Source organism: Trichocoleus desertorum ATA4-8-CV12 (assembly GCA_019358975.1).
Taxonomy (GTDB): Bacteria; Cyanobacteriota; Cyanobacteriia; order FACHB-46; family FACHB-46; genus Trichocoleus; species Trichocoleus desertorum_A.
Genome location: JAHHIL010000038.1, coordinates 1 through 25,509 on the forward strand (window position 1 = coordinate 1; position 25,509 = coordinate 25,509).

General features: G+C 46.5%; 24 protein-coding genes. 4 read left to right on the forward strand and 20 right to left on the reverse strand.

The annotated features are described in order from the left end of the window. The first annotated feature begins 94 nt into the window (after positions 1-94). Complete coding sequence (locus KME12_20430) at positions 95-367, forward strand: hypothetical protein (protein ID MBW4490154.1); 273 nt, start codon at positions 95-97, stop codon at positions 365-367. A gap of 18 nt (positions 368-385) precedes the next feature. On the opposite strand, the gene KME12_20435 is transcribed toward KME12_20430, so the two are convergent. Beyond that, positions 386-589 carry a hypothetical protein gene (locus tag KME12_20435; protein ID MBW4490155.1) on the reverse strand — a complete coding sequence of 68 codons (204 nt, stop codon included), beginning with the start codon at positions 587-589 and terminating at the stop codon, positions 386-388. 80 nt (positions 590-669) lie between these two features. Between KME12_20435 and KME12_20440 the strand changes: the two genes are divergently transcribed. Continuing rightward, positions 670-861 (forward strand): hypothetical protein, encoded by a 192-nt coding sequence (locus KME12_20440; GenBank protein MBW4490156.1) that lies wholly within the window; start codon positions 670-672, stop codon positions 859-861. A 156-nt stretch (positions 862-1,017) separates the two neighbouring features. On the opposite strand, the gene KME12_20445 is transcribed toward KME12_20440, so the two are convergent. Further along, positions 1,018-1,173, reverse strand: a complete 156-nt coding sequence (locus tag KME12_20445; protein MBW4490157.1) for a hypothetical protein — start codon at positions 1,171-1,173, stop codon at positions 1,018-1,020. Positions 1,174-1,715: 542 nt separating this feature from the next. Between KME12_20445 and KME12_20450 the strand changes: the two genes are divergently transcribed. Then, positions 1,716-3,224: an SLBB domain-containing protein gene (locus KME12_20450; protein ID MBW4490158.1), complete on the forward strand. Its 1,509-nt coding sequence runs from the start codon at positions 1,716-1,718 to the stop codon at positions 3,222-3,224. Between the two features lie 486 nt (positions 3,225-3,710). Next, the gene (gene leuA / locus KME12_20455; GenBank protein ID MBW4490159.1) at positions 3,711-5,375 is read left to right on the forward strand and encodes a 2-isopropylmalate synthase; all 1,665 of its coding nucleotides are present in this window, start codon (positions 3,711-3,713) and stop codon (positions 5,373-5,375) included. 13 nt (positions 5,376-5,388) lie between these two features. Here the strand turns inward: leuA and KME12_20460 are convergent, their stop codons facing one another. The 18 genes from KME12_20460 to KME12_20545 form a co-directional block, all read right to left on the reverse strand. Then, positions 5,389-5,868: an ATP-binding cassette domain-containing protein gene (locus tag KME12_20460; protein ID MBW4490160.1), complete on the reverse strand. Its 480-nt coding sequence runs from the start codon at positions 5,866-5,868 to the stop codon at positions 5,389-5,391. A 30-nt stretch (positions 5,869-5,898) separates the two neighbouring features. Then, complete coding sequence (locus KME12_20465) at positions 5,899-6,225, reverse strand: ATP-binding cassette domain-containing protein (GenBank protein ID MBW4490161.1); 327 nt, start codon at positions 6,223-6,225, stop codon at positions 5,899-5,901. A gap of 33 nt (positions 6,226-6,258) precedes the next feature. Then, positions 6,259-7,101, reverse strand: a complete 843-nt coding sequence (locus KME12_20470; protein ID MBW4490162.1) for a hypothetical protein — start codon at positions 7,099-7,101, stop codon at positions 6,259-6,261. Between the two features lie 100 nt (positions 7,102-7,201). Further along, on the reverse strand, positions 7,202-8,374 hold the full coding sequence (locus KME12_20475) for a glycosyltransferase family 2 protein (GenBank protein ID MBW4490163.1): 1,173 nt from the start codon (positions 8,372-8,374) through the stop codon (positions 7,202-7,204). A gap of 157 nt (positions 8,375-8,531) precedes the next feature. Continuing rightward, the gene (locus KME12_20480; protein MBW4490164.1) at positions 8,532-9,629 is read right to left on the reverse strand and encodes a glycosyltransferase family 4 protein; all 1,098 of its coding nucleotides are present in this window, start codon (positions 9,627-9,629) and stop codon (positions 8,532-8,534) included. A gap of 35 nt (positions 9,630-9,664) precedes the next feature. Next, positions 9,665-10,828, reverse strand: coding sequence for a glycosyltransferase (locus KME12_20485; protein MBW4490165.1), 1,164 nt, complete (start codon positions 10,826-10,828; stop codon positions 9,665-9,667). A gap of 33 nt (positions 10,829-10,861) precedes the next feature. Continuing rightward, positions 10,862-12,166, reverse strand: a complete 1,305-nt coding sequence (locus tag KME12_20490) for a hypothetical protein (protein ID MBW4490166.1) — start codon at positions 12,164-12,166, stop codon at positions 10,862-10,864. A 42-nt stretch (positions 12,167-12,208) separates the two neighbouring features. Continuing rightward, positions 12,209-13,366, reverse strand: a complete 1,158-nt coding sequence (locus KME12_20495; GenBank protein MBW4490167.1) for a glycosyltransferase — start codon at positions 13,364-13,366, stop codon at positions 12,209-12,211. 149 nt (positions 13,367-13,515) lie between these two features. After that, positions 13,516-14,685, reverse strand: coding sequence for an acyltransferase (locus KME12_20500; protein ID MBW4490168.1), 1,170 nt, complete (start codon positions 14,683-14,685; stop codon positions 13,516-13,518). Positions 14,686-14,758: 73 nt separating this feature from the next. Next, entirely contained in the window at positions 14,759-16,171 is a 1,413-nt protein-coding gene (locus tag KME12_20505; GenBank protein MBW4490169.1) for an O-antigen ligase domain-containing protein, read from the reverse strand. A gap of 42 nt (positions 16,172-16,213) precedes the next feature. After that, the gene (locus KME12_20510; protein MBW4490170.1) at positions 16,214-17,050 is read right to left on the reverse strand and encodes a glycosyltransferase family 2 protein; all 837 of its coding nucleotides are present in this window, start codon (positions 17,048-17,050) and stop codon (positions 16,214-16,216) included. A 107-nt stretch (positions 17,051-17,157) separates the two neighbouring features. Further along, positions 17,158-18,174, reverse strand: coding sequence for a glycosyltransferase (locus KME12_20515; protein ID MBW4490171.1), 1,017 nt, complete (start codon positions 18,172-18,174; stop codon positions 17,158-17,160). A 67-nt stretch (positions 18,175-18,241) separates the two neighbouring features. Continuing rightward, positions 18,242-19,222 carry a glycosyltransferase family 2 protein gene (locus KME12_20520; protein MBW4490172.1) on the reverse strand — a complete coding sequence of 327 codons (981 nt, stop codon included), beginning with the start codon at positions 19,220-19,222 and terminating at the stop codon, positions 18,242-18,244. Positions 19,223-19,261: 39 nt separating this feature from the next. Further along, positions 19,262-20,005 (reverse strand): FkbM family methyltransferase, encoded by a 744-nt coding sequence (locus KME12_20525; protein MBW4490173.1) that lies wholly within the window; start codon positions 20,003-20,005, stop codon positions 19,262-19,264. 75 nt (positions 20,006-20,080) lie between these two features. Next, a complete protein-coding gene (locus tag KME12_20530; protein MBW4490174.1) occupies positions 20,081-21,256 on the reverse strand; it encodes a glycosyltransferase family 4 protein in 1,176 nt (391 codons plus the stop codon). Positions 21,257-21,316: 60 nt separating this feature from the next. After that, on the reverse strand, positions 21,317-22,513 hold the full coding sequence (locus KME12_20535; protein ID MBW4490175.1) for a glycosyltransferase family 4 protein: 1,197 nt from the start codon (positions 22,511-22,513) through the stop codon (positions 21,317-21,319). Positions 22,514-22,571: 58 nt separating this feature from the next. Then, on the reverse strand, positions 22,572-24,422 hold the full coding sequence (locus tag KME12_20540) for an ABC transporter ATP-binding protein/permease (protein MBW4490176.1): 1,851 nt from the start codon (positions 24,420-24,422) through the stop codon (positions 22,572-22,574). Positions 24,423-24,548: 126 nt separating this feature from the next. Further along, complete coding sequence (locus tag KME12_20545; protein MBW4490177.1) at positions 24,549-25,466, reverse strand: sugar transferase; 918 nt, start codon at positions 25,464-25,466, stop codon at positions 24,549-24,551. Between the last annotated feature and the right edge of the window lie 43 nt (positions 25,467-25,509).

The window sequence follows — 25,509 nt, forward strand, 5'->3', positions numbered from 1 at the left end:
ACAGAGCTACAAACTGGAAAGCATCTGTAGGTGTCATGACCCTTGAAACGTAGCCAGTGAAGGCTCAGACTGGTCAGCTATCTAAAGTCGAGGCATGAAGCCCCGTTCTTTAGAGCGGGGTGCTGACCTGTTATTTACCTACTCTAATCAGCTCTCAACCGAGTTTCACATCCAGGCGATCGCAGAACTTTTACGAGTCGCTCCCGAAGCGCGCATCTTCCCAATTTTAGACATCTCCGGCGCAACCTCCCCTCACCTCCAACCTGTAATGGATCACTTTCAGCAACAAGGCTATCAGCCAGAAATCCAACCCGTTAACTACGAATTCCAAAAAAGAGGCAATCAACTCCTCAAAATCACTACATAACCCTTAAAACACCAACCATCAACCCCTTCGGAGGGGGTCTGGGGGAAGCGGGCCGTCCCCAGAAGGGGGTTTGGGGGTCTTCCCCCAAGGTTCGGATTCATCAGATGCCAGCAGCAAGCCCACCAATCTGCCAACTGTCACAATCCAGCCGGGGTTCAACCCTAGGATTACCGTTGCGATCGCTGTGCCAATCCCAGCCAATTGAGGTTCTGGATTAGCCACCACTCTCTGATTGTCATAAGCAGGATTTACTCAAGCTATAGAACTTCACCAGTTCAACGTGCATCAGCGAGGTAAATCTTATGAACTTCAAGCAAACCGTTCTCAACCTTTTCCCTTGGCTCAAGTCCACCACAGCATCCAACTTAGAGCCACTTACACCCGAATCTGAACCCAACGCTGCGCCCCAGACTCCCGTTACTATGTCCTTCTACGCTGCCATGCCCAAAACAAGAACGATTCCTGGACGCCGCACTCCCGCAGGTTCTCGTTAGGCACTGCCCTTGACGAAAATGTGATTCTTTTGGCGTAGCATGGGGCGATCGCGCAGTGTCATCAAATCTAGATCACCTTATTGCAACGTGATCACGTCCCTCTGAGAGAACCGCTTCACCGTCTCACTTGTTTGCTCCAACGTCTAGATCCTTCACTTAATCCTTTAGGGAGTCCAACAACTCTGTCAAAGCGGAAAAGGTATCTGGATTGCCGATGATCAAATCACCATTCGCATCCATTGAGAAGTCTTCGCCAAACTCGAAGCCACTGCGAATGAGAAACAGTACTATATCAACCTTAAAGTCATCCATGATCTGTAGATGAAAGCCTATACCTGAATCTAAGTAAAATTAACAGCTATAGCCACCCATCTATAGGACTAATTCAGCTAACTAAAGCTCTAACCTGCGAGTGTCGTCCTTCCTAGAGTCGGCTTGGAAGGCTCAGTGCTTGCTGGAGTAGAAATGTTAAATTAGTTACTTTATTTTGTATATTTTTCCAGCAATTTTACAGGAAAGATTGAATCAACTTATTATTCTACTTCAGGGATTTAGGCTTTTTGAAGCTATCGTAAAATCGCCAATTTCTGCATTTAGGGAACTTTAGAACCTGATATCCTTCAAATCTAAGGGGGCTTGAGAGCTATGCGTATGCTCGATTAAAGCCACTACTTATTCGTCAGGATGATGGTTCTTAATGGGCAAGCTTGATGTTAATTACAGCATCTACAAGTGTTGGTAAATAAGCCGATGCCATTAAAGTGAACAGTCTCGCTAGATTGTTTTCACCTTAATCCTCCTCACCTACTTCGGTAGTGAGCCCAACTCTGAGTGAGTCATTTGTGGAGATGTTAATGAATCGCCCAAGCTTAAATTTCCTAACTCGGTGGTATCTGCAAACGGCATTGGGCCGAACTCAGCCGCCAAAAGGCTTTCAGCGGCAGATTGGAACTGCAAAACAATTGGTGTTATTGGTGCTGGTCGGATTGATTACCCTACCTGCCCCTGGGATGGCGCAGTTTACCCAGGCTGTTCCCAATCTACAGCCTAGTGCAGAAACCACAGGAGACGCCGGATACATTCTGGGAGCGGGCGATCGCATTCGAGTCGATTTCTTTGAAGTACCAGAGTACAGCGGTGAGTTTATTGTCTTGCCGAGCGGTACTGTAAACTTGCCTCAAGTTGGGGCTGTCTCCGTGCAAGGCCAAACCTTGAAGCAAGCTTCTAATAGCATTGGAGCTAGATTTGCGCCTTATTTAAGACAGCCCCTAGTCACAATTAGTTTGTTGGCTGCTCGCCCGATCAAAGTTGCGATCGCGGGTGAAGTAAATCGTCCTGGTTCCTACACCACCAAGCCAGACGCTTCAGCTACCGATATTGGCGCAACCTCAGTCACAAGAATGATTGAACTTGCAGGTGGCATTACTCAAGCTGCGGATGTGCGTCGAGTGCAAATTCGCCGAGCTAAACCCGGTAGTACTGGGGCTGCTATGCTCAATGTCGATCTGTGGCAACTCCTAAAAACAGGCGATGTCAATCAGGATGTTGCCTTGCGGGATGGCGATAGTATTTTCATTCCTGCCTCTGAAAGCATCAATTTAGATGAGGCATCTCAGTTAGCCGCTGCTAGTTTCTCCACCACTGAAACCCGTCCCCTCAAAGTTGCCATTGTGGGTCAAGTGCAGCGTCCGGGTCCTTATATCATTAGTGGTGCAACCGATAATGAGACTGGCATCAACACCAACAGCCAAGAAAAGATTCCCACTATTACGAAGGCGATCCAGGTAGCAGGGGGCATTACCCAAACGGCAGATATCCGTAACATTGAACTGCGTCGTCGGACTAATTCAGGACCTGCCCAAGTTACCAAAATTGACTTCTGGCAACTTCTAGCAGGAGGCGACCTACGTCAGGATCTTCCTTTGCAAGATGGCGACACGATTGTCATTCCCACTGCTACTACTCTCAGCGCTCAAGAAGCTACAGAATTAGCTGCCGCCAGCTTCTCCCCGGATAAGATCACAGTCAACATTGTGGGTGAAGTTGTCAAACCAGGGGCCGTGGAAGTACCACCCAATACGCCGTTGAATCAGGCAGTGTTGGCCGCAGGTGGCTTTAATAAGCGCCGCGCTAAGCAAAGTGCTGTGACTCTCATTCGTCTCAACCCTGATGGCACTGTATCGCAGCGAGTGATTGAGGTTAACCTTGCTCAAGGCTTGAGTGCACAGAATAACCCGCCCCTACGAAATAACGACACAGTGATCATTGGCAGATCTTCTCTCGCAGGCATCTCAGATACTGTTGGAGATGTTCTTTCACCCCTGAGCGGCTTCTTTGGCCTCTTTAGATTGCTGGGGCTGTAGACATTTCTATCCTGAGTCTCCCTTGACCTAGCGATCGCTTGCCATTACGATACAAGAAGTCATACCAACTTTGTCTTATGCGTACCCAGCAGCGATCGCTACGCCATCCCTCTACCCTACTCCTAGGGCTGGGATTGCTGCTGCGCTTGGCGCGCAAATAATTTTTGAGCTTAATTTAGTTTTTTTCAAATTTAACCCCCTTCTGGAGGGGGTCTGGGGGACGCAGCCGTCCCTCAGCGGGGGTTTGGGGGCGAGGGCCCCCAAGGCTTTGTTTTAGAGTTTTAGAACATTTAGCTATCCACTGTCTTAACTTCACCGGAGCTCTCTCATGCGACTGCAACAAACATTAAAGGCATTACTGCGACTGTGGGTGGGTTGTCAGGCTCGGACTGAGTGGCAACCTACATTGCAATCTGACAACCCCAAGCTTTTAATTACCATCGCCACAACACCTCATCCACCTCAGAAATTAAGGATTTGTCGATCATGTTGAAGCAGCCTGCTAACAAATACCGCTCCTTTCCCCCAGTCGCCTTGCGCGATCGCACTTGGCCTGACCACATCATCACCCAACCTCCTATCTGGCTCAGCACCGACTTGCGCGATGGTAATCAAGCGCTAATCGAGCCGATGAACGGAGAGCAAAAATTACAGATATTCAATTTGCTAGTGCAGATTGGCTTCAAAGAAATCGAAGTCGCGTTTCCCTCCGCTTCACAAACTGACTTCGATTTTGTCCGCCACCTGATTGAGCAAGACTTGATTCCCGATAATGTCACAATTCAAGTTTTGACCCCTGCCCGCGAAGCCTTAATTCGTCGCACTTTTGAGGCTCTACAAGGTGCTAAACAAGCGATCGTGCATCTCTACAACGCCACCGCTCCAGTTTTTCGCCGCGTTGTGTTTGGGTTGGATCGCCCCGGTACCATCGACCTCGCAGTCACCGCTGCCCAACTGTTCAACGACCTCGCTGCCAAGCAACTCAACACCGATTGGCAATTTCAATATTCGCCGGAAGTCTTTACCTCGACAGAGTTAGACTTTGCCAAGGAGATCTGTAATGCGGTGCTAGAAGTTTGGCAACCCACGCCTGAACGCAAAGCTATCATCAATCTCCCTGCTACGGTGGAAGTCGCAACTCCCAATATCTTTGCCGACCAAGTGGAGTGGATGCATCGTCATCTCACCAGGCGAGACAGCGTGATTTTGAGTGTGCATCCTCACAATGACCGAGGCTGTGCGATCGCGGCAGCAGAACTGGCTCAAATGGCAGGGGCCGATCGCGTGGAAGGCTGTCTATTTGGCAATGGCGAGCGCACAGGCAATGTAGATTTGGTCACATTGGCGCTTAATCTCTACACCCAAGGCGTTGACCCAAGTTTAGATTTCTCCCAGATTAATCAAGTCGCCAGATTAGTAGAAGACTGTACGCAACTTCCGATCCATCCCCGCCATCCCTATGTGGGCGATCTCGTCTTCACTGCCTTCTCCGGATCTCATCAGGATGCGATCAAAAAAGGATTCGCCGCCCAATCACCAGATGACATTTGGGAAGTGCCATATCTCCCTCTTGATCCTGCTGATGTTGGACGCACTTACGAATCTGTGATTCGGGTCAATAGTCAGTCGGGGAAAGGTGGTATCGCATTTTTGCTGGAGCGCGACTACAACTTAGTGTTATCTCGGCGCTTACAGATCGAGTTCAGTCGCATTGTGCAGCAAGCTGTCGATACCCACGGTCAGGAGATGGCCGCAGCAGACCTCTGGAAACTGTTTGAGCAAGAATATTTACAAGCAGTCTCATCCTGCAAATACCTCTCTCATCACCTCACAGAAGTGGATTCACAGCAGTTGATCAGCGTGACACTGGAGATAGAGGGCCAACCCGTAACGCTGCAAGGAACAGGCAATGGCCCGATTGATGCTTTCTTGCAAGCCTTGAACCTAGACATCCGAGTTGATCATTACGAAGAGCACTCCCTCAACCAAGGCAGTGATGCGGCGGCGATCGCCTATGTAGAAGTCACCAGCGATCGCATCTCCGGTTCGTTGCATGGCGTTGGTATTCACCCCAATATCGTCACCGCATCTTTGTTAGCCATTCTCAGCGGCGTGAATCGGATACTGACCCTTACTAAAACTAAGGTTTAGCTTGCAGGCATTCTCAAAACTGAGCATTGCGATATTGCAGACGATACAACTTAGCGAACAGGCGATCGCGCTTGAGCAATTCTGCCATCGTTCCCTGCTCCGTCACTTGTCCATCTTCGATCACAATAATCTGATCCGCTTGCTCAATTGTAGACAGGCGATGGGCAATCACAATCAAGGTGCAACGCTGGCTGAGAGCATTGATGGCTTCCTGGATGAGATGCTCGGAGGTACTGTCTAAGGCATTGGTCGCTTCATCCAGAATCAAGATTTCAGGGTTGCGAATAATCGCGCGGGCTAAGGCGAGGCGTTGTCTTTGTCCTCCCGACAACCGCACTCCCTGATCACCCACTTGGGTCTGATATCCCTGCGGGAGCTGGCTAATAAAGTCATGGGCATTGGCTTGTTTCACAACAGCGATCACTTCCGCTTCCGTAGCTCCAGGCCGACCATAGGCAATGTTCTCGTAAATTGTGGTGCTAAAAATATGCACGCTCTGACTTACAACGGCAATGCGATCGCGCTAGTCGGCTAGATTGAGCTGTGGCAAAGGCTGACCGTCGATCTCAATTTCGCCACTAGTCGGGTCATAGAAGCGACAAATCAAACTGATCAGAGTGGATTTACCCGCTCCCGAAGGCCCTACGATCGCCGTAATTTTGCCTTTGGGAATACAGATAGAAATATTTTGCAGTGCTGTCTTTTCACCCGCGCCATAACAAAAATCTACGGCTCGAAACGCGATCGCCTGTTGCAATCCTGTAAAACGAGTTTTGCCAAAGCGGATATACGGTTTATCACTGCGATCGAGCAGGGACATGACATCATCGATCGCAGTAGTGAGCGACATCAAATTAACTCGCGCTCCATCTACATGCCGCACCTAGGGTTGCAGCCGATAGAGCATAAACACAAAGGTCAGCAAGGTGGGCAGATTCACTTGTTGCTGCAAAGCGATCACCAGGATGCCAGCCAGCAATCCCGTAGAGAGAACTTCGGAGAGGGGATACACTGCCCCAGAGATGCGATCGAGTTCCATAAAGGAGTGGCAAACTTGCTGAGAGGCTTGATCAAATCGCGCCTGTTCATCAGATTCGCGACCAAACTCCCGAATCACCCGCATCCCTAGCAATCCTTCCCAAACCCGTTGCACAAAGACGGCATTTGCTTTTTCGGCTTGCTTGCCCAACTGTTTGACCCGACGAGTCATGAATTGAATCATGCTAGAAATCAGTAGCATGACCGCTGCTACCGAAAGCGTAAGCTTCCACGAAATTAGCAGCAGCAAAATTGCGAACACAACCACTGTGCAGCTACTAATAATCAGGCCAACTAGCACTGATAGGGCTTGACTCGTTCGCCATGTTTCGTTGTCTAAAGTACTAAGAAACTTACCCGATGGATAACGTTCTAAAAAGCTATAGCCAACAGTGAGTAACTGCTTAAAAATTCCAGAACGTAATCGATAGCTAATTTGCCAATTCAGCCAGGAAAACAGTAGGGTATTACCGTATAACAAAGCATTTTTGAGTAAAACGCTACCGAAAATGAAGCCAGCAGTAATGGGTAAACGATTTTGAGCAGGAATTTGAACAAAAATTCGATCAAAAAAAGCAATTAATGCATTACTTTGAGCAGCCTGAGCCGTACTAGAATCAAAACTTTGTAGTAAAGGAATAAATAAACTGATTCCTAACCCTTCCGAGAGAGAAGCTAAAATTCCCAAAGCTATGATGACTGGAATTGCTCAAGGATATAACCTCAATAAAGGCCACAGTTTTTTGATTGCTTTTGCTTCTTTCATGAATTCCTATTTTGCTAAATAGCTAATGCAAAATCAGCAATTTTTGCGGATTGTTTGATTTAGTAGAAGTAAGCTGATGACAGATTTTCATCGCTTTTTCCCAGCGCCATAGAAGTACCCAATCATAAGGCTTCAAAATCCGACGAGAACGCTGTTTTTCCTGATCGTTGACTTCTTCAATGGTTAAGGAGGGGGGCTTCAGCCTAAAGCGCTGTCTAAATTCTACCCAGGAGCGGTGGTCAGACCAAATTAAAGAGGTGATAGGCTTGGTGGCAATTTTTAATAAGCAAGTTAAAATCATTGGATATAAACCGGGGCGTAGCAGCAAGCTAGGATCATCTTTGAGGGTGAGATAAAGCCATTGCAAAGTGCTCCAGTGTGTTCCGGATTGATAGCTTTTGCCCATTAAATAGTGATAGAAACAACCTCTAGACCAGCGATAAATAGTTTTTGGGATTTCTGGATGGCGAGCTTGCACTTCCACCATAACTAACTGATAGGACTTAGCCATTGCTTTCGAGTTGCTAGCCATGCTACCCAGTAACTGACGATAGCCCACTAAAAACTCAGGTACCACGCGAAATTCATAAGCATCAGCAATGCGTAAATACAGTTCCCAATCTTCACAACCTTGAGCATTTTGCGCTCGTAATTCTGGGTTGAATCCTCCCACTCGCTCAATACAAGTGCGACGAATTAGAGTATTGCTAGCGTTGTCTAAAAAGTTAAAATAAACCAAGATGGGATAAATATCTCCTTCTGGTTTGTAAGCCCGATTATGCTTATATTCACCAATGATTGATCCTGATTCATCAATATGCACCGACCAGGTATAAACCAGACCTACTTCAGGCCCCGATCGCAACATACATTGCACTTGTTTTTCTAGCTTTTGGGGATACCAAATATCATCGGCATCGATGGGAGCAATGTATTCTCCCTGAGCATGGGCGATCGCTAGGTTTCGAGCCGCTGCCACGCCAGCATTTTTTTGCCTAAATAGCTGCACACGCGGATCTTTCTGCACAAAGGATTCGACAATTTCGGCAGTCCGATCTTTTGAACCATCATCTACGACCAAAACTTCAATATTTTGATACGTTTGTGACAGCACAGATTCCAAAGCTGGGCCGATATAAAGTTCAGTATTGTAAGCAGGGATAATCACCGAAACGAGAGGAAACTGAGAACTCATGAGTTATCCTGAAGTGCTAAATGAACTGAAGTCAGAGCCAAAGGCTTTGAAGATAAATGCACAAAGCTTCCCCATATCCTCTATAAAGAGAGGTCTAGTGGAGGTGAAGACCCGATTCTAAGGCAGTATCTTAATTCGATTTCGGGAATAGCGAGGGTTATAGCCCAACATGGGCAGAAGATTTAGAGCGATCGCGATCGGCAATCAACTCTTGGTAGAGTGCCAGGGTTTCCTGCTGCACACGAGATACACTCAACCAACCTAAGTTACGTTGAGCCCGCTCCTTCCAGACCTGCAACTGCTCAGGAGATTGAAGCAATTCTAATAAAGCTGCTGCGATCGCCGCTCTATCTTTAGGAGGAACTAATAAACCTGCGGCTCCTTGATCTAATGCTTCGGGAATTCCATCCACATTGCTGGCGATGATGGCGCAGCCTGCCTCCCGCGCCTCTGACAACACCAAACCAAACGGTTCTTGATGAGAAGCTAAGACAAAAATATCTATGGCTTGCAAGTATCTTTGGGGTTGCGGTTGAAACCCCAGAAAATGGATACGCTCTGACACCGGAGTAGCGCCAGCTTGAGTCTCAAACATTTGGCGGTCAGGCCCCTCGCCAATCAGATACAGATGCGCCTCCGGACAATCTGTGGCAATCTGAGCAAAGGCCGCAATTAGTTCTGTAATGCCTTTGCGCTGATACATCCCTGCCACAGTCGCGATCGCGGGATGCTGGAGCGAGATCGGTTCAGGGAGAGAAGAGGGTCGATCACGAGGACTGCCCAAAGTGCCATTGCGAATCACTCGCAGCTTTCTTTGAGGAATGCCCCGTCGTGCCATCGAATCGGCCACCGCTTGGCTTACCGCAATCACGCGATCGGCGACTCCCATTAAGGTGGCGCTGCGCTGGAACTCGTTGTGGACCGTAGAAACTAGCCCATAGTGACCAAATCGCCGTAAACAGCGGGCTAAAACCACCCCGGTCATCATGTGGGCATGAACGATATCCGGTTGGAACGTCTGGGCGATCGCGCGATAACCTTTAGCGGCCCGGAGGAGATTCCCCAGTTGCCGCTGCTGATTCAAGGGGAAATGAGTGACGCCATAGTTTGTGAGTAAGGCTTCGTATTCGCCGCCCTCAGAGGCTACCGCCACCTCATACCCAGCCTTGGCTTGTAGACAGGCGAGATCGATCGCCACATTAATAATGCCGTTCCCTAGTTCGCGGACATCGTTCAGGATATGGAGAATTCGCATTACATTTCTGTTCAACAACTGAGCTAGCTTGTAGATTAGCTGGCTTGAAGAGCATCTTGGCGGCTGAGGTTCTCCAGCACATCCAGATATTGCTCCACGATGTTGTCCATGGTAAAAGCATTGGCCCGCTGCTGTAGCACCTCAGCAGCGGTTGGTTGTTCTAGGGCCGCAACAATCCCATCGGCCAGAGCATTTGGGTCACCGACAGGAGCTAAACGACCATATTTGCCATTGCCCAAGATCTCTGCTGGGCCGCTTTCGCAGTCAGTCGAAACCACAGAAGTACCTGCGGCTAAGGCTTCCGCTACCACATTGCCAAATCCCTCATAGATGGAGGAGAGCACAAACACGGCTGATTGTGCCATGTAGGCATAGGGGTTCTCCACAAAGCCAGGGAGCGCCACATCATCTTGCAATCCTAGCTCTTGAATCAAAGCCTCCAATTCAGGCTTTACTAGAGCTTCGCGTGGATCGGCTTCTCCCAAAATCATCAATCGGGCGGGATGCCGCTGCCGCACCAAAGCAAAAGCGCGTACCAAGGTAAGAAAGTCTTTCTGTTTCACTAACCGTCCCACTCCTAAAACCACAGGAGGTTCCCCAACTGCAAACCAGGGATGATCAATCGGCGCTTTGATTTTTTCAGCCAAATCTGGCATCACCACTGGATTGTAAATCACCTGTACTTTGTCCTCAGGTAGCCCTGCCATCTTTGCCACATCCCTAGCGGTTCCTTGGGAGGCAGCCACGATCGCGTCTGCCCAAGGATAAAACTGCTTCACCAGAAAAGGTCGAACATTGCCAGTACCTCCATGCCTGTCTTGAAACTGTTGTGAGAGATTGGTCTGCACACACATGACCACACGAGTCGGTACCCCTGCCAATCGCTGTGCCAAAGTTGCGGAACTAGCGATATCGAGTGCTGAGAGCAAGAAATCTGGCTTTTCCTGTTGCAAATAGCGTCTGAGCGCCCAAGTTTTGGAAACTATGACCGGAGATTTGGCTTTGAGGTTAATCAGGCGGACATTGGCAGGCACTTTATCGAGGTAAGCACCTTCTCCCTGAGCCAGCACTAAATCGGTTTTCAGCCCTCTTGCAGCAAAGCCTTGAGCCAAATGCAACATAGCTCGCTCTGCTCCGCCCCCCGCTAAGTTGGGGATAAATAAACTTACAGATGGTTGTTGCGATCGCGTTACAGGCATAAAATCCTCCAGTTGCTTGGGTTATGAGTTCACTTAGGCTGGGGCTAGCTCAATCACGAGCGGATGGTCAGGAATGCTCAGATCCAGTTGTTGAGGATTGGGATATTGCTGCAAAGATGCAGCGGCTCTCACTGGTTTATAGAGCGAGGCCTGACGCATTGGGGTTTGTATGCTAACGGTGACTGCTGGTTTTGGTGCATAAACATCAAGCTTACTTTGCAGATCAAAGCTAGGTACTTCGTGCCAAAGAATCAAATAAAATCTGCCATCTCGTTTTTGCAGCAGTGTATGATGCACGTCGGCAGTATTGCCACTCAAGCTGTAGCTCAAAGCCTGAGGGGCAAACTCAGGGCCTGGATCTTGCAGCAATGCAATCAAATTCTTAAGGGAGTCAAAGGCAGGTTTAGGCGAACCATTGTTACGGAGCAGACCAAAGTTCTGTTCTTGGGTCGTGTCCTGATGCTCGTTGATTAGTTCGTAAAGGAACGATCGCTGGATGCCTCGATTAAAATACTCCAGATAGAGTCTGGGGACGTACTTAGCCGCTGCAAGTTCCGAGATCCCTGGCTGCGATGCTTTGAGATCGTTGGTGGCATTGTGCCAACCACATTCCGTCGCCACAATGGGCTTGGCTGGCCCCGTGATCATCTGAGTCAGAGGCACCCATTTCATGTCTAGATCTTGGCTGGGCAGGTTACCACCCGCATAGCTGTGCATATTGCCTAGATCAGCCGAAGCAAGAGTACCTACGCGCATAGCGTTGTAGGGAATGGCTAGAGCAGGCATCAAAACGGGCAATGCGGCTGTCGTGGGATCTGCTTTAACTGCGGCATACAGTTCGTCTTGGTAGGCCCGCAGCCCTTCGGGAAAGGCTTGATCTTGATAAGTCACTTGAGGATTCACATCCCACTCATTCGGGCCTTCTACCGCTTCAATGGAGGACAAGACAGGCTGAATCGCCTCTGTGACAACATTGTCAGGAGTAATCCCATCTCTGACATCCATCACGAGTGTTGATTTAATTCCCAATGCGGCTAAATCGTTGAGTCGGTCATAAAAGATAGAATTCTTGCCACCATCCCGAATATGGCGTACTCCCAACTCTTGCAGTTTGGGCTTGATCAGTGTGTCGTAATTGCCATAGGCGGTGTCAACATAGCGCAGATGCGTGGCAATCCCAATTGAATTCACGAATGAGTCAGCGCTGCGAGCCTGCTCTGGTTGCAATTGGGCCTGTAAGGGATTGAGAGAAGAGGTACAGGCAATCAGTAAAGCGCTTAGTAAGGCGAGTAAGGGATAACGGTAGCATTTCATGCAGTAGACAAAGGAAAACTTCATATCTGGCAACTAGCGAATAATCAAGAACAGGCTCAGGTGTGATTAAACCTGGGGAACTCGTGCTAATGTTTGCCCCAAAAGTTGAGCGATTTGTTGGTTGATAGTTGACAGGTCAAAACGTTGACTAGCTTGGATTTGAGCTTGATGAGCGATCGCCCTAGAGCGTTCTGGTTGGTTCCGACAGAGATTAATCACAGCTGCCAGTTGTTGAGGATTCCCAGGAGAGGCCAGCCAACCATCAACCTCTGGCGTAATTAATTCGATCGCCCCGCCCGATTTGGCAGCAACCACAGGTTTGCCACAAAGCATGGCTTCTACAATCACGCGACCAAATGGTTCTGGAGCTGTGGAAGTATGAGCAATCAGATCACACAATTTCATCAGAGTCACGACATCCGAGCGAAACCCTAAAAAACGCACCCGTTCCTGTAAACCGAGTGCGTTGACTTGCTGATGCAGTTGTTCGACATATTCGTGCTCTCCAAATAAAGCATCACCGACCAATAAAGCTGTGACATCCTCTGGACAATGAGCTAAAGCTTCCAGCAAGATATGCTGCCCTTTCCAAGGTGAAAGCCGACTAAAGTGACCCACGACAAACTGTTCTGTCAAGCCCAGTTGCTGCTTCAGTTGCACAGCATCGGCGCTAGCAGACTGATAGGTTTGCGGTTCAAAGCCGTTATAAATCACCTGAGTTAGCTCAGCACGGCCACCCGCCACGATAAAAGCGGTTTTGCTTGCCTCTGAGTTTGCGATCACCAACGAAGCAAAACGATTTGCCAAAGTGACCGCGAGCCGCCGATTCATGGAGCTGAAATGGTCAGGGGAGAGAATATCATGCAGGTGATAAACCAAAGGCCGACGGCTGATCCAAGCTGCCAAAGCTCCTACAACTAGTGCTTTTTGAGTATTGGCATAGATCAAATCGTAGTTGCGGCTCAACTGCACCACTTTGCGAATCAGGGGCAAGAGTTGCGCCAAACTACCGAAGCCTTGTCGCCAACCGCTGTCTTTACGCACTTGAATCCCCTCAGCGTTGAGCACCTGTACCGGAATCTCATGTTGTTCTAGAAGATCTCGGAATGGGCCATCAGCGAATAAAGCGACCAAGCAGCGATCGCGATAGGGTTTTGCAATATCCAGCAGGCACAATTCAGCCCCACCCGGTTTTCCGCTTTGGTCTAAGAAGAGAATCTTCATAAGATTGGAATACTCAGAAACGCCAGAATTGATTCAGAACTAGACAAGCGGGTCACCTATGAAAACCGATTCGTGTATGTAGCTATACCATCTGATTTTGCTTTTACCTACTTGTATTCCGGGCATCTTGACTGCGGCTGCAACTGAGTTTATTGAGCATTCGCCCAAGCGGATTGCTTCGGCACTAATTTACGTCGTAGCCAGGTAATTAACGGTTTTTCAAGATACAAGTAGGTCAGCCAGCCAGCGATGACAGCGATCACTGCTAACACACTAATGCTGAGAAAACTTCCTAGCAAACCCACTAGATTTAGCGCGATCGCCACCTTAAATGTGGCAGCTAAACAAGGGTAATGCACTAAATAAATGGAGTAAGAAGCATCCCCTAATCCATTCAGCCAAGTTGGCATTTTCCAGCCTTGGTTGAGATCAATGGAGGCTGCCCCTAATACAACTAACATTGAAGGTAATCCATAAGCCACCACATCAGGAAGTTCTATGATTTTGGAGTTATCCCATAATCCTGAGGCGATAAATAACAACGTTCCTGTGATGAAGCAAACGATGCCTGTGATTCCTGGTTTTATTTTTTCTCCTACTACCCAATAAGCAGCTAAACAGCCGAAGGCAAACTCTAAATTGTGCGGATTAAAAATGAAGTTTAAGAGCAGAGGTAGTTGTGTAGATGAGGCGCGATCGCTGATGCTGAGACAGAAAAATGCCAAAGTTCCTCCTAACCAACTGCAAAGCACAAATCGAGAAACTTTGGGTGCCAGCCAAATAGCCAAACCAAATATAAAGTAGAAGAAAATTTCGTAACTGAGGGTCCAGCCCACAATTAAAACTGGAAAGTTCTCTTGGGGATATAACAAGAGTGATTTTACAATCACCCCTAAATTGCGCTCATATCCTTTGCCAAATGAGGGAATTAGAAAGTAAATCGGTAGGAGAGCGAGGGTGATCATCCAATATAAGGGATACACTCGAATAGCTCGTTTGACAATAAAAGTATTGAGTTTCTGTTTTTGCCCAATATCAGCTCGATGAGCAAAGAAAATAATAAATCCACTGAGGACAAAAAAGAAATCAACTCCCGATCCTCCAAAGGCAAATAGCCCTGAAAAGAAATTTTGATTTAACTTCTGTTGACTGAGTTCAGTCACATGAAACAGAACCACTAATAGCGCTGCAATACCTCGACAGGCTTGAATGATTTCTAGTTTTTTCTTACTTGGTGAAACTGGAACTGAGGGATTGGTTGAAGTTGCTCGCAATTCTCGACTGAGTGCAGCCGCAGGATAGTCTGAAGCATCTTTCATTCATTTCTCCTGAAACTAAAGTAAAATCCACTACTACAAAGAGCGTGACTGCGATCGCCATGCTCTAGACCTTTTACCCCGACTGTAGGGCTGTTAACCTTTGGTAGCGGTGGTATTGGCTGGCGGCCAGGGCCATACCCGCAAAACCCCAAAACACAACTCCTGAAAGAGCCAGCGTCACACTTCCCAAACCGATTTGGGCAAATACGCCCAAGCTGATGGCACGAGCCGCACTGGCAAAGGCATCTGCTCGAATGTCAACAGACTGAAATAAGCTAAATAGCAGCAAAATAATGCCGCCCAAGTAAGGAATCGTACCGAACCAACCCAGGGAGAAAAACATACTCAAAATGCCGCTGTCATTACTACCCAAACTGGTGCCCTCCAACACAAACCCCAAACCCTGACCGAGAAACTGGGAAAACGCCAAACTCAAGGTTTCGGCATAGCCTTCACTGCGCTGGGCATAGCTGACATCTCCTTTTGTATTTGTGAGAGACTGCAAGCGGGCTCCAATCGTATCGGCAAAAGGATCGAGATTGATCAAAGGGATAATGCAAAGCGCCATCACCACAATCGTCACAACCAATCGCATTTGCAGCTTTGGCTTCAGGGATGGCAGAAAGGTCAGCATCGCCACGCCCCAACCCAGCCAAGCTGCTCGTACCAGAGATAACAGAAACGATAAATAGCCAACCCCAGAGGCAAAAAATCGGAGATTTCCTTTGCCGCTCAAGAGCAACATCAAGCCTGCCAGCATCACCGTGGCGAAGGGGCCAGGAGAATTCATGATGCTAAAGACCCGAATCCCCAAAGGCTCTGGGGTGCCGAAAGCACTGGCATTGGAATTAACTAACCAAAATCGATCCCATGGGGGCGCGACTAAGTATTGATATACGCCGTAAGTCCCTGAAACTAAAACGCCCCAAAGAAATATGCGCTCTAAGCTTTGACGGTAGCTAGGATAACTTCGCCAATTAACAAATAGGTGAAACCCAAACAAGATGGGGGTGAACCAGTTCAGCATGGGTACCACTACAGCCATTGGCGGATATTTGATCAGCCCTACCAAAAAGCCATAGATCACGCCAACAAAAGCCAAGATAAAGGGTAAACCTCCCTGCCGTGTGGCTCTAGGCAGCGATCGCACCAAAGTCATGATAGTCACAAACATGACCAAAAAAGGAGCCAATAGGATAGGGCTTGGATCAACCCAACCACTTTGGTAATCCACCATCCGCCGCACCCAAGGCGATAGAAATGCAATCCACCAGGTAAATCCCAAGTAGAGCAAGGGATAACGCCCATATAAAAACAAGCCCACCAGAAAAGCGCCTCCCGGAAACGCTATTCTCAGGAGCCCCGCTTTCACCACCAGACAGAGGGCTGAAAACAAGGTAAAACCTAGAATTGCCATCCAAGCAGGCGCTGGTTTTAAACCAAAGTTAAAGCTTTTTGTAGCTGCTCTGGAGGAGCGAATTTGCATGGGCTTGAATAAGTGATTAACGACTGAAAAAGGATTGGCAACCTAAGCTTGCACCTGACGATTGGATGCCGCAGACAAGCCAAATTCTTTCTGTTCAGGTTGTGTATTCCCTTTGGCCTGCCAATCAATTTCATAGAGCTTGATTTCCTTGAGAAAAATGTAGTAACTCCATAAACTAGCCAACGTGAAACCTGCCATGCCTTGACGATACATGCCATACCAAAGATATTGCTGCAAAAACTTGGCGGGTGGCTTTAGTAGCAATCTAATTAAATTAAATTTCTTACCTAATGAGTGAGCTTGCTTGGCGTCTAAATCCGTATAACGGTTAAATCGAACGACTAAATCGCTCATGTCTCGAAATCCCTGATGCCATAAAGTTCCTGGTAGCAAAGTAATAGGTGCATCCTTCACATCAGGCCCTTCATGTACTAGCACATCTTTAATCCGAAACTGAGTTTTGTCGTACAAACGCACATGTGCTTCCGCTCGACCATCTAACCACTGCCCGAAGAGATCTCCGACGCGGTTGACTGATAGAGCCTTTGTGGTCAGCTCTGAACCCGTTTTCCACGCTAAGATTGCACTCGCTAGCTCTGTGTCTACAACTTCATCTGCATCGAGAAAAAAGATCCAATCATGCTTGGCTTGGTCGGCACCAAAATTACGTTGCTTTGAGTATCCTGGCCAAGGATTTGCGTAAACCTTACAGCCCAAATTTTTTGAAATTTGCACTGTAGCATCTTGGCTGCCACCGTCAACAACTACGATTTCATCCGCAAAAGGCAAACAAGACTGAATAGCATTCGCAATACATTCTTCTTCGTTTTGAGCAATGATGACCGTTGAAATTGAACGGCACAAAGCAGCTTGAGTCATTTCTCGTTTCCTCTAAAATGTACTGGTTTAAGGATGAAAAATTCAATAACTTTTGAGTTTTTTAGGCTCTGAGACAACCGTCTTTAGACACAAGATGTATTAACCAATTACAAATGGTTGGAATAGTCAGCAAAGACATTTCGCACCTGTAGAAATGGACTCGCTAATGTCTGAGGCATAAAGCTTAGAGTCAAAGCTACTATCGTACGGACATTCAACTTATTTTGTTGGAGCGATCGCAAAAAATAAGGCCGAGCCGCGATCGCCTGATTTGCCCGGAGTAGCCCGATACCCAAAGTTGTACTAGCGTAGGCCCATTCCCGCTCAAAGTAGGCTCGTAATTTAGGTGTGGGAGCATCGGCCATGAAGCGTTCATAGCAAGCAATTCCTGCCTTACCTTTGCGAATTTTGGCTTGAGCATTGCGATTGCCACTAGTCATATTCTCTGATTGAGCATGAATGCGATAGCAAGCTAAGCGCTCTGGGTAATAGTAGGCTCCTCGACCCAAACGGCAGGCGAGATAGCTAATGTAGTAGTCCCAAAACACACCTGCTTCCTGTAAGCGTTCCCAGTCCACGACCTCGCGTCTAATCAGAGCCGCAGAAGCTGCGAACACCGAGCGATCGATTAAACCGAGTTCCCAAAAAGGTTGATGAATACCTGGCTGGAGCTGATGGCGTTTTTCACGGCGAGACTGTCTCTCAGTGGCTAAATTATCAATTTCGCTCTCGGAGTTAATAATGGAGTAGTCACAAAACGCCAAGGCCACATCTGGATTGGCTTCCAGCGGCGGCACCAATTTCTCTAGAAAATCTGGACGCCAAAGATCATCATCATTGAGACTCGCCACATATTTGCCTTTAGCATCTTTGAAAGCATATGTCGCATTCAAGCCAATGCCTAAGTTGGTCGGATTGCGGCGTAAGCGAATCCGTGCATCTTGAAAGGCATCAATTACAGGCTGAGGATGTTCAGGGCTACAGTCATCTGAGACAATGATTTCCAAATGGGTGTAAGTCTGTTGAACGACACTGGCGATCGCCTGCTTTAAGTAATGGGGGCGATTGTAGGTCGGAATAATCACACTCACAAGTGGGTTTTGTTTCTCAACATTTGCAAGCATCGTTTTAGTTTCCACCAATTACATTCACCCTAAAAGCTTTAAGAAGTACATCGCAAGCTAAAAATACTTAATCAAGCTCTGATCTCAAGCCAGAACTTATTGGAAACTTCTGGCGAAAACTCAGTACTGACTCGCGCAGCTTTTTGTATCCCTGATCTCCTAACAAACGTTTTCCTAAAACAATCAGTATTAGGCGGATATAACTTTTGTCAAAACCTAATTGAGGATAATAGAATAAAGCTTGTCGAGCAAAATGCATGGCTGCTTGAGCATCTTTGCTTTCCACGGCCTTCCAAGCAATATAGAGATTAATACGACCATAAGCCTTGCGCTTTAAGTAAAGATCCGTTGGTGAAGCATGTCTAAAATTTTTTTCAACCACTTTGGCCAGGTCAGGAAGAATCTCGTCAAACCTTTTGGATGTGTTTTTAGAGTGTTGTCGATAAAAAACTAAAGGTTCCTTGACCACAGCGAAAGTGTAATGAGCAGCAATTCGTACCCACATATCCCAATCTTCACCAAAGCGCAGACTTCTATCAAACTCTCCAGCCATGTCAAAGCAGCAACGACGAACTAGAGGTGTGCTGCCACAACTGAGTAGATTAGACTGAATAATCTGCCTCCAAACATTACCTTCGGCCTCAGAGATCGTGACTTTACCCGAAGGCTCACCTTGCTCATTTGTTAAAGCAATCCAGGTATCTACTAAACCAACAGAGGCATTATTTTCTAAGTGCGCTACCTGCTTTTCTAATTTTGTACGCTCCCAGAAATCATCTGCATCTAGAAAAGCAATGTACTCTCCTTTAGCTAAAGAAATTCCTTGATTACGGGCTGCGGAAACGCCTTGATTTGTTTGTGTAATGAGTTGCAGTCGAGGTTCTATAGTTTGAATTTGAGCAGCCCACTGTTTGATCTCATCCGAACTACCATCATCCACAATTAGAATTTCGAAACTGGCAAAGGTTTGTCGTAAGACACTTTCCACTGCTTGTGGAAGATAATCCATTGCATTGTAGGCTGGGATAATTACAGAAACCTTGGGCATAAAGTTTGCACTCATTACCTTCAATGAAAACTCATCAAGCTAAACCTTAAAATCCTGCTGCTTAAAGATTAGAGTGTAAACAGTTTTTGCGTAGAGATCATAGCCTTGGCTATACATGAAGTTGGCGATCGCAGATGAGGTGTTTCGATTAATTGACGTTATATCTAAGTCCTCAACTAATACAACTTTTGGTCTGTATTTCTGCCAATCGTTAGACTTCAAAACTTGATAATCTAAGCCTTCTACATCAACATTTATAAAATCTATACTTTGGGTATTAGGCAAATATTGATCTAAAACTTCAGCCAAGGTAGATGTTTCCAGTTCTGTTTCAGAAACAACTTTTACTTCTGTACCATCTCCAACTGTAATTCCATCTCTTTCAGCAGAGAGCTCTTTAGAAAATCCATTAAAATTGGACAAATTAAAACTGTAATAAGTCAAAACTTGTTTACTATCCGAAATTGGAATTTCTAAATTAATATCTTTTGGTCTCAGTTGGTTAAAGGCTGCCATACTACCTGGCATAGCATCAAGGTTTATGCCTTGCCAACCCTGAAGATAAAAATAGTATGTATTGGACAAGCATTGTGGATGAAATGCACCAATATCTACAAAAAAGCCACTTTTTCGGTTTTCAAAGATACGAGCCAGGATCATATCTTCTCCCTCTTGTGAATAAGACGGCCTATAGCCATCCGGCTGCTTGGGAACCACCTTGTGATAAAGGGCAGCTGCTTTACGTTTATAAGGTCTCAAAACATTCTTTAAGGTTGTGATCATCGGTTAGGCACCCAATGCAACTTACTATCGAAGCTAGTATCATTCTTAAAGCGAGGCAAAACACGATGATAGCAACTATGCCACTTCCGTTAACAACTGCTTCATCGACTGGGCAGCAGCTTTCCAGTTCAAGCGAGATTGATACTCATTGAATGAGGAGTAAGCAAGCTGTTTATACTCCTCGTATTTCGTCATGAGAGAGATTACATAGGTGCAATATTCTGAAATCTCCGCATCTAGGGCAAAGGTTTTTCCATTAAAGCCATCCCTAATTACAGTGGTCATCCCTCCCACTTTTGATGCCAAACAAGGAACTCCAAAAGAATTTGCTTCACAAAGAACGTGACCAAATGTTTCTGCTCTAGATGGCAAAATCAAGAAATGAGATTCACAGAATAGCTGGTTGAGTTGTTGCAATCCTTTTTCTGTATATTTGTCAACAAAACCAATTGTTTTTACAAAATCAGGTAGAGGTTCAGTTGTAATGGGTTGGCATCCGACCAGAAGCAGCTCGGTCTTTAATCCCCTCCTATTTAATTCCTTGGCAACTTCAAGGGCAACATCTCCGCCTTTACGAAACCACTCAAGACCGATAAACAATAACTTACAAGGTTGAGCTGCCCTAGCATCAACGATATTTTTGATATCTTCATGGGTTCTATCACACTTGATGTTTGCCCCCCAAGGAATAATCCTAATCTTAGACTCTGCAATTCCATAGGTTTGGATCGCAGTTTGAGCGGCCCACTCCGATAAAAACACTACTCTTTCACATCGTTCTAATGATGCTTTTTCTAGCGCACAGATATTTCTTCTGGTCTCATTACAAAGATTCTTAAATGTAGGATAGGCATTAATCACCCATTGAAATGTTGCATCTGTCCAAAGAACAATGGGTTGTTTGCAGTCTAGGTAGGAGAATGGCAAAGCATTTTCTGGACATAGCACTATATCCGAGTTGAATTCAGAGAGCTTTCTAGAAACTTTGGACGCATACTCTTGCAGGACTAATGGCTCTGCCCAACTTTCATAAACTCTTTTAAGAACTTTGTAATAAAACTTTTTCTTAAAAGTAGTAATGAGCCTATTTTCCTTTTGATCTAAAGGACCTAGGTAATCCAGCAAGACTGATTCACTTTCTAAATTCTTTGCTAGATGATGACCTGCGCCAAAAAGGCCAAATAGCTCTTTCGGCCAACTCGACTCATCTAAAGCATCATAGGTAGTTAGATAGCCCAGTCGTAACACCATCAGTTATGCTCCTTGGATCATGATTCGTAAGTGATGAGCGAAATCAAACTAAAAGCAATGTTAGACAGCGATTTTTTGCTTAGGTAAAATTTGTTGATTCATAGTCTTGAGCAACACTGCTTCAATCCCATTCACCATGCTATCTAAGCTAAATCTACTCGCCATATGTTCGCGGCATCTCTGACCCAACTGGGGATCTTTCTCTTTCCAATCCAAGTTTTGCTGTAATACTTTGGCTAACTCTTGAGCATTCCCAGGTTCGAAAAGTTGAGCTTGGAATTCTCCCGTCAAAATTTCTGGAATCCCTCCGATTTGACTCGCCACCACAGGAGTTCCACAGGCCATTGACTCAATCACAACTCTGCCGAAAGGTTCTGACCACAAGCTCGGAACAACAGTGACATCACTGGTTTGATACAAAGTTGCAGTATTGGTTAAGTGTCCTAAAAAGCTAACCCGCTGTTCTATACCCAAATCTTTCGCTAGTTGCTTCAGAGACTGTAGATATTGCTCTCCCGACTCAGAACAAAGGTCTCCAATTTCAGGATTAAAGTGAATTAATGGTTTGCCTGCAATTAATAGCTTGATATTGACTCCTCGATCCGCCAGTAGAGCAGATGCTTTAATCAAAACTTCTAAACCTTTAGGTTTATCTATTCTGCCGACATAGCCAATAACTTTGACATCTTCAGCAATATCTTGCTCCTCTCTCAAAGCTAAGCTATTAGCAACAGGTCTAAACTTCATCAAGTCAGTGCCGTTATAGACGACGTCAATTTTTTCCTTGGCAATCCCCTCCTGAAGCCAATCATTCTTAGTTTGGTCTGAAACTGCGACAAACTGATTAACTCGCTTCAAAGCAATGCGCCTTTGATAATTAAATTCCAGCGGGGGGAGTTGCAGATAGCAAACAAAAGGGAGTGATCTAAAGCTAGAGAGTAGACAGCCGAAAAAACTAGAATAGTAGTCATTGCTGAAGACAACAGTATCTTGCTCTATGGGAATCTCTCGAATACTGTTTAAGCCAGAAATGAAAGTAAGAGTTTCTTTGAGTTTTCGTCGATCAAAACCATAGCTATTGACCTTAGTTAGAGAACTGCAAAAAGATTGATATTTCTCTAATAGATCCCCCTCTTTGATGTAAACCAGGCTAATACGATGACCTCGCTGAAATAAACCGTGACAAATCTCAAGCAAGTTTAATTCTTGCCCACCTCGACGGGAAGAAAGTTCATTTTCTAGAGCAATCACATGCATAAATTAATGTTCCTCTTGCTACGGGATTAACCTTTTGAAAGTTGGTAAGTTTTGAGAACTACCCTACTTGGCCCATCTCATATTGCATTTGGTGATATTTCCAGAGCTTGCCGCGTTGTTCTAGCAATTCTTGGTAAGTGCCCTGTTCTACAATCCTTCCTTGTTCCAAGACTACGACTTTGTTAGCCCGAACAATGGTCGAGAGTCTATGCGCGATCGCAATTACCGTGCGACCTGTAGATAGTTTCTCTAAAGACTCCTGAATCAAGCGCTCTGAAAGCGAGTCAAGCGCACTCGTAGCTTCATCCAAAATCAAAATTTCTGGGTTGCGGAGGAGTGCCCGTGCGATCGCTAGCCTTTGTCGTTGACCACCAGAGAGACGCACTCCGCGATCGCCTAGTTGGGTATCAAAGCCTGCTGGCATCTCTTGAATAAACTCTAGAGCATTGGCAAATTTAGCCGCTTCCCAAATTGCTGCTTCATCCACATTCTCTAAACCGTAGGCAATGTTGTTACGGATAGAAGTGTTGAAGATAAACGTATCTTGACTCACTACCGCGATATGACGGCGCACTGAGTTAAGCTCAAACTCTCGCAGATCTACACCATCGACCAAGACTTTGCCTTGGGTAGGATCATAAAAACGAGGTAACAAGTCAACCAGTGTAGTTTTTCCAGCACCTGAGGCCCCGACTAAGGCGGTCATTTCTCCTCGCTTAATCGCCAGCGTCACATTCTGAAGCACTAACTGAGCAGACTCATAACCAAAGTCAACAGAAACTAGTTCGATCGCCTTCTTGAGTCCAGTGAACTCTCGAACTCCATTAGATAAATATGGTTTGTTATCAGTCCGTAGAAGCTCCTTAATATTGTCTAGGGAACCTCGGAAGCTACTGATCATGGCACGGTTACCATTAATTTCATGAACTGCGGGTACTAGACGAAACAAGATAAATAGAAAGGTGAGCAAAGAAGCTGTTTGCATTGTGCCATTGGCGACAAATACAGTCAGAGCCACGATGATCATGCCAACCAAAATGGTGGTGGCCAAACCTTCTGCTAAAGGCCGTACGATCGCCCAGCCGATGACCGCTTTGGTTCCCGCGTCCACAATTTCATCACTGGCTCGATAGAAGCGTTTACGCTCAAAATCTTGAGTTGCAAAAGCTTGAACCGTGCGAATTCCATTAATAAATTCCATCGCTACAGATGTAAATTTACCGTTGGCTTCGGAAACTGGAAAACTCGCTTCTCGAACTCGCTTATTTAATGTCGAGAGTCCTACACCTAGCAAAACAAATAACAGTACTGAGGTGACGGAGAGTTGCCAAGAAATGCGGAAGATGATTACCACATAGACTAAAAGCGTCAAGCCTTTAGTCATAATGAAGGCAGTCAGGTTAAACACTTGTCTGAGCCGACCAATCTCTCCGGTAATGCTATTCAGCAGTTCACCAGAATGAGACTTGCTGAAATAGCTCAAACTCAAAGCTTGCCACTGTTCAAAAATGCGCTTGTGTAAGCGATTGACCAGATGCATTTGAGCCATTTCTGTATAGACATAGGTCAGATAGTTAAATCCTGCCCGCAGCCAAGTTGACAATAAGATTAGGCCAGAGACCCGAAACAGGCGGCTTGTTTCCGATGTGTTAACTCCTAAAACCCAGATATCAAACCAGTTAATTCCTGTTCTGAACGGCTCAGCATTGGGGTTGACTAAATTCTGCAAGAATGCCAACAAGAAGCCTAGCCCGAATCCCTCAAAGGCTGCCGATAAGAGCGAGAAGACGACAGCTAAAATTGCGATTTGTGGAAAGTATTGAAACTCCCGGAGAATTAACTCGTTCTCTTTCCAAAAGCTCGTTGCTTTTAACAGGTGACGAAGAAATGCTGGAAGCTTTAACTGCATTATTTTCTGGTTAGGTAAAAGTTGTCACGCCCAAGAAAAGATCATTGTTAGCTTCTCCCCATTCCTTCTGCTGGGGGAGGGGTAACCCAAGCGGAGGAATGGGGAATTGCCTAGACTTCACTCTTCTTAGTAAGCGCCAAAACCGGACAGCACTTTAGGAACGGTCAGTAGGAGAATCTTCAAGTCTTTCCAAAGCGACCAGTGACGGAGGTATTTCAGATCGGAGCGGTTGACCATGTCGATGTCTCGAAGGTTAGAGCGGGCCATTACTTGCCATGCTCCTGTAATTCCTGGGAGCGCGTTCAGTCGTTGTCGCACATCGGGGCTGATTCGGACTGCGTCATACAGTGCCCAAGGACGCGGACCCACAAAGCTCATCTCTCCGCGCAACACATTAAACAGTTGAGGGAGTTCGTCCAAGCTGTACTTGCGTAACCAGCGACCATTGGGAGTAATGCGGGGATCATTCTCATGTTTGTGCAAGCCTTGCTGATTACCCATAACTTGGTGGTGCAGTTCTTCTGCGTTCACAATCATGGTGCGGAACTTATAAATCCGGAACAGACGGCCTCGTTCGCCCACACGCCACTGACAGAAGAGGATGGGACCAGGTGATTGTAGGTGTATCACTAAGGCGATCGCCAGAAATACAGGGCTCAGGAGCAAGATGGCGATCGCAGCAGCGACTCGATCTAGCAGGCGCTTGATCCACCAACTGCCACCAGATTGCTTCTTCGGGAGTTCTGGGGTGTTAGGAATGGTGAGAAATAAGGATTTACCTGCTTGCGCGGAGGCATCAGCCCAATACCGGAGCTTTTCTTCTCCTACATCCGGAGCGAGGCTGATCAGGCGAACGGGCGATCGCTTTAGGCAAGCCACCAGCCAACGTTGGCTATCGAGAGAAGGTAGATGCAGTCTGTCGTTGGTGTGAGCGAGGCGAACCAAGAGCTGTTTCTGTCGCCATTTCAGTTCGTATTTAAATGGGTGCTCGCTTTTAGGAAGAGGTTTAAGAGCAGAATCTTTGGGGATTGAAAGTAGGTTCATAGCGATTCAGAGGGATAGGTGATACTGAATGGGGGGTCAGTCG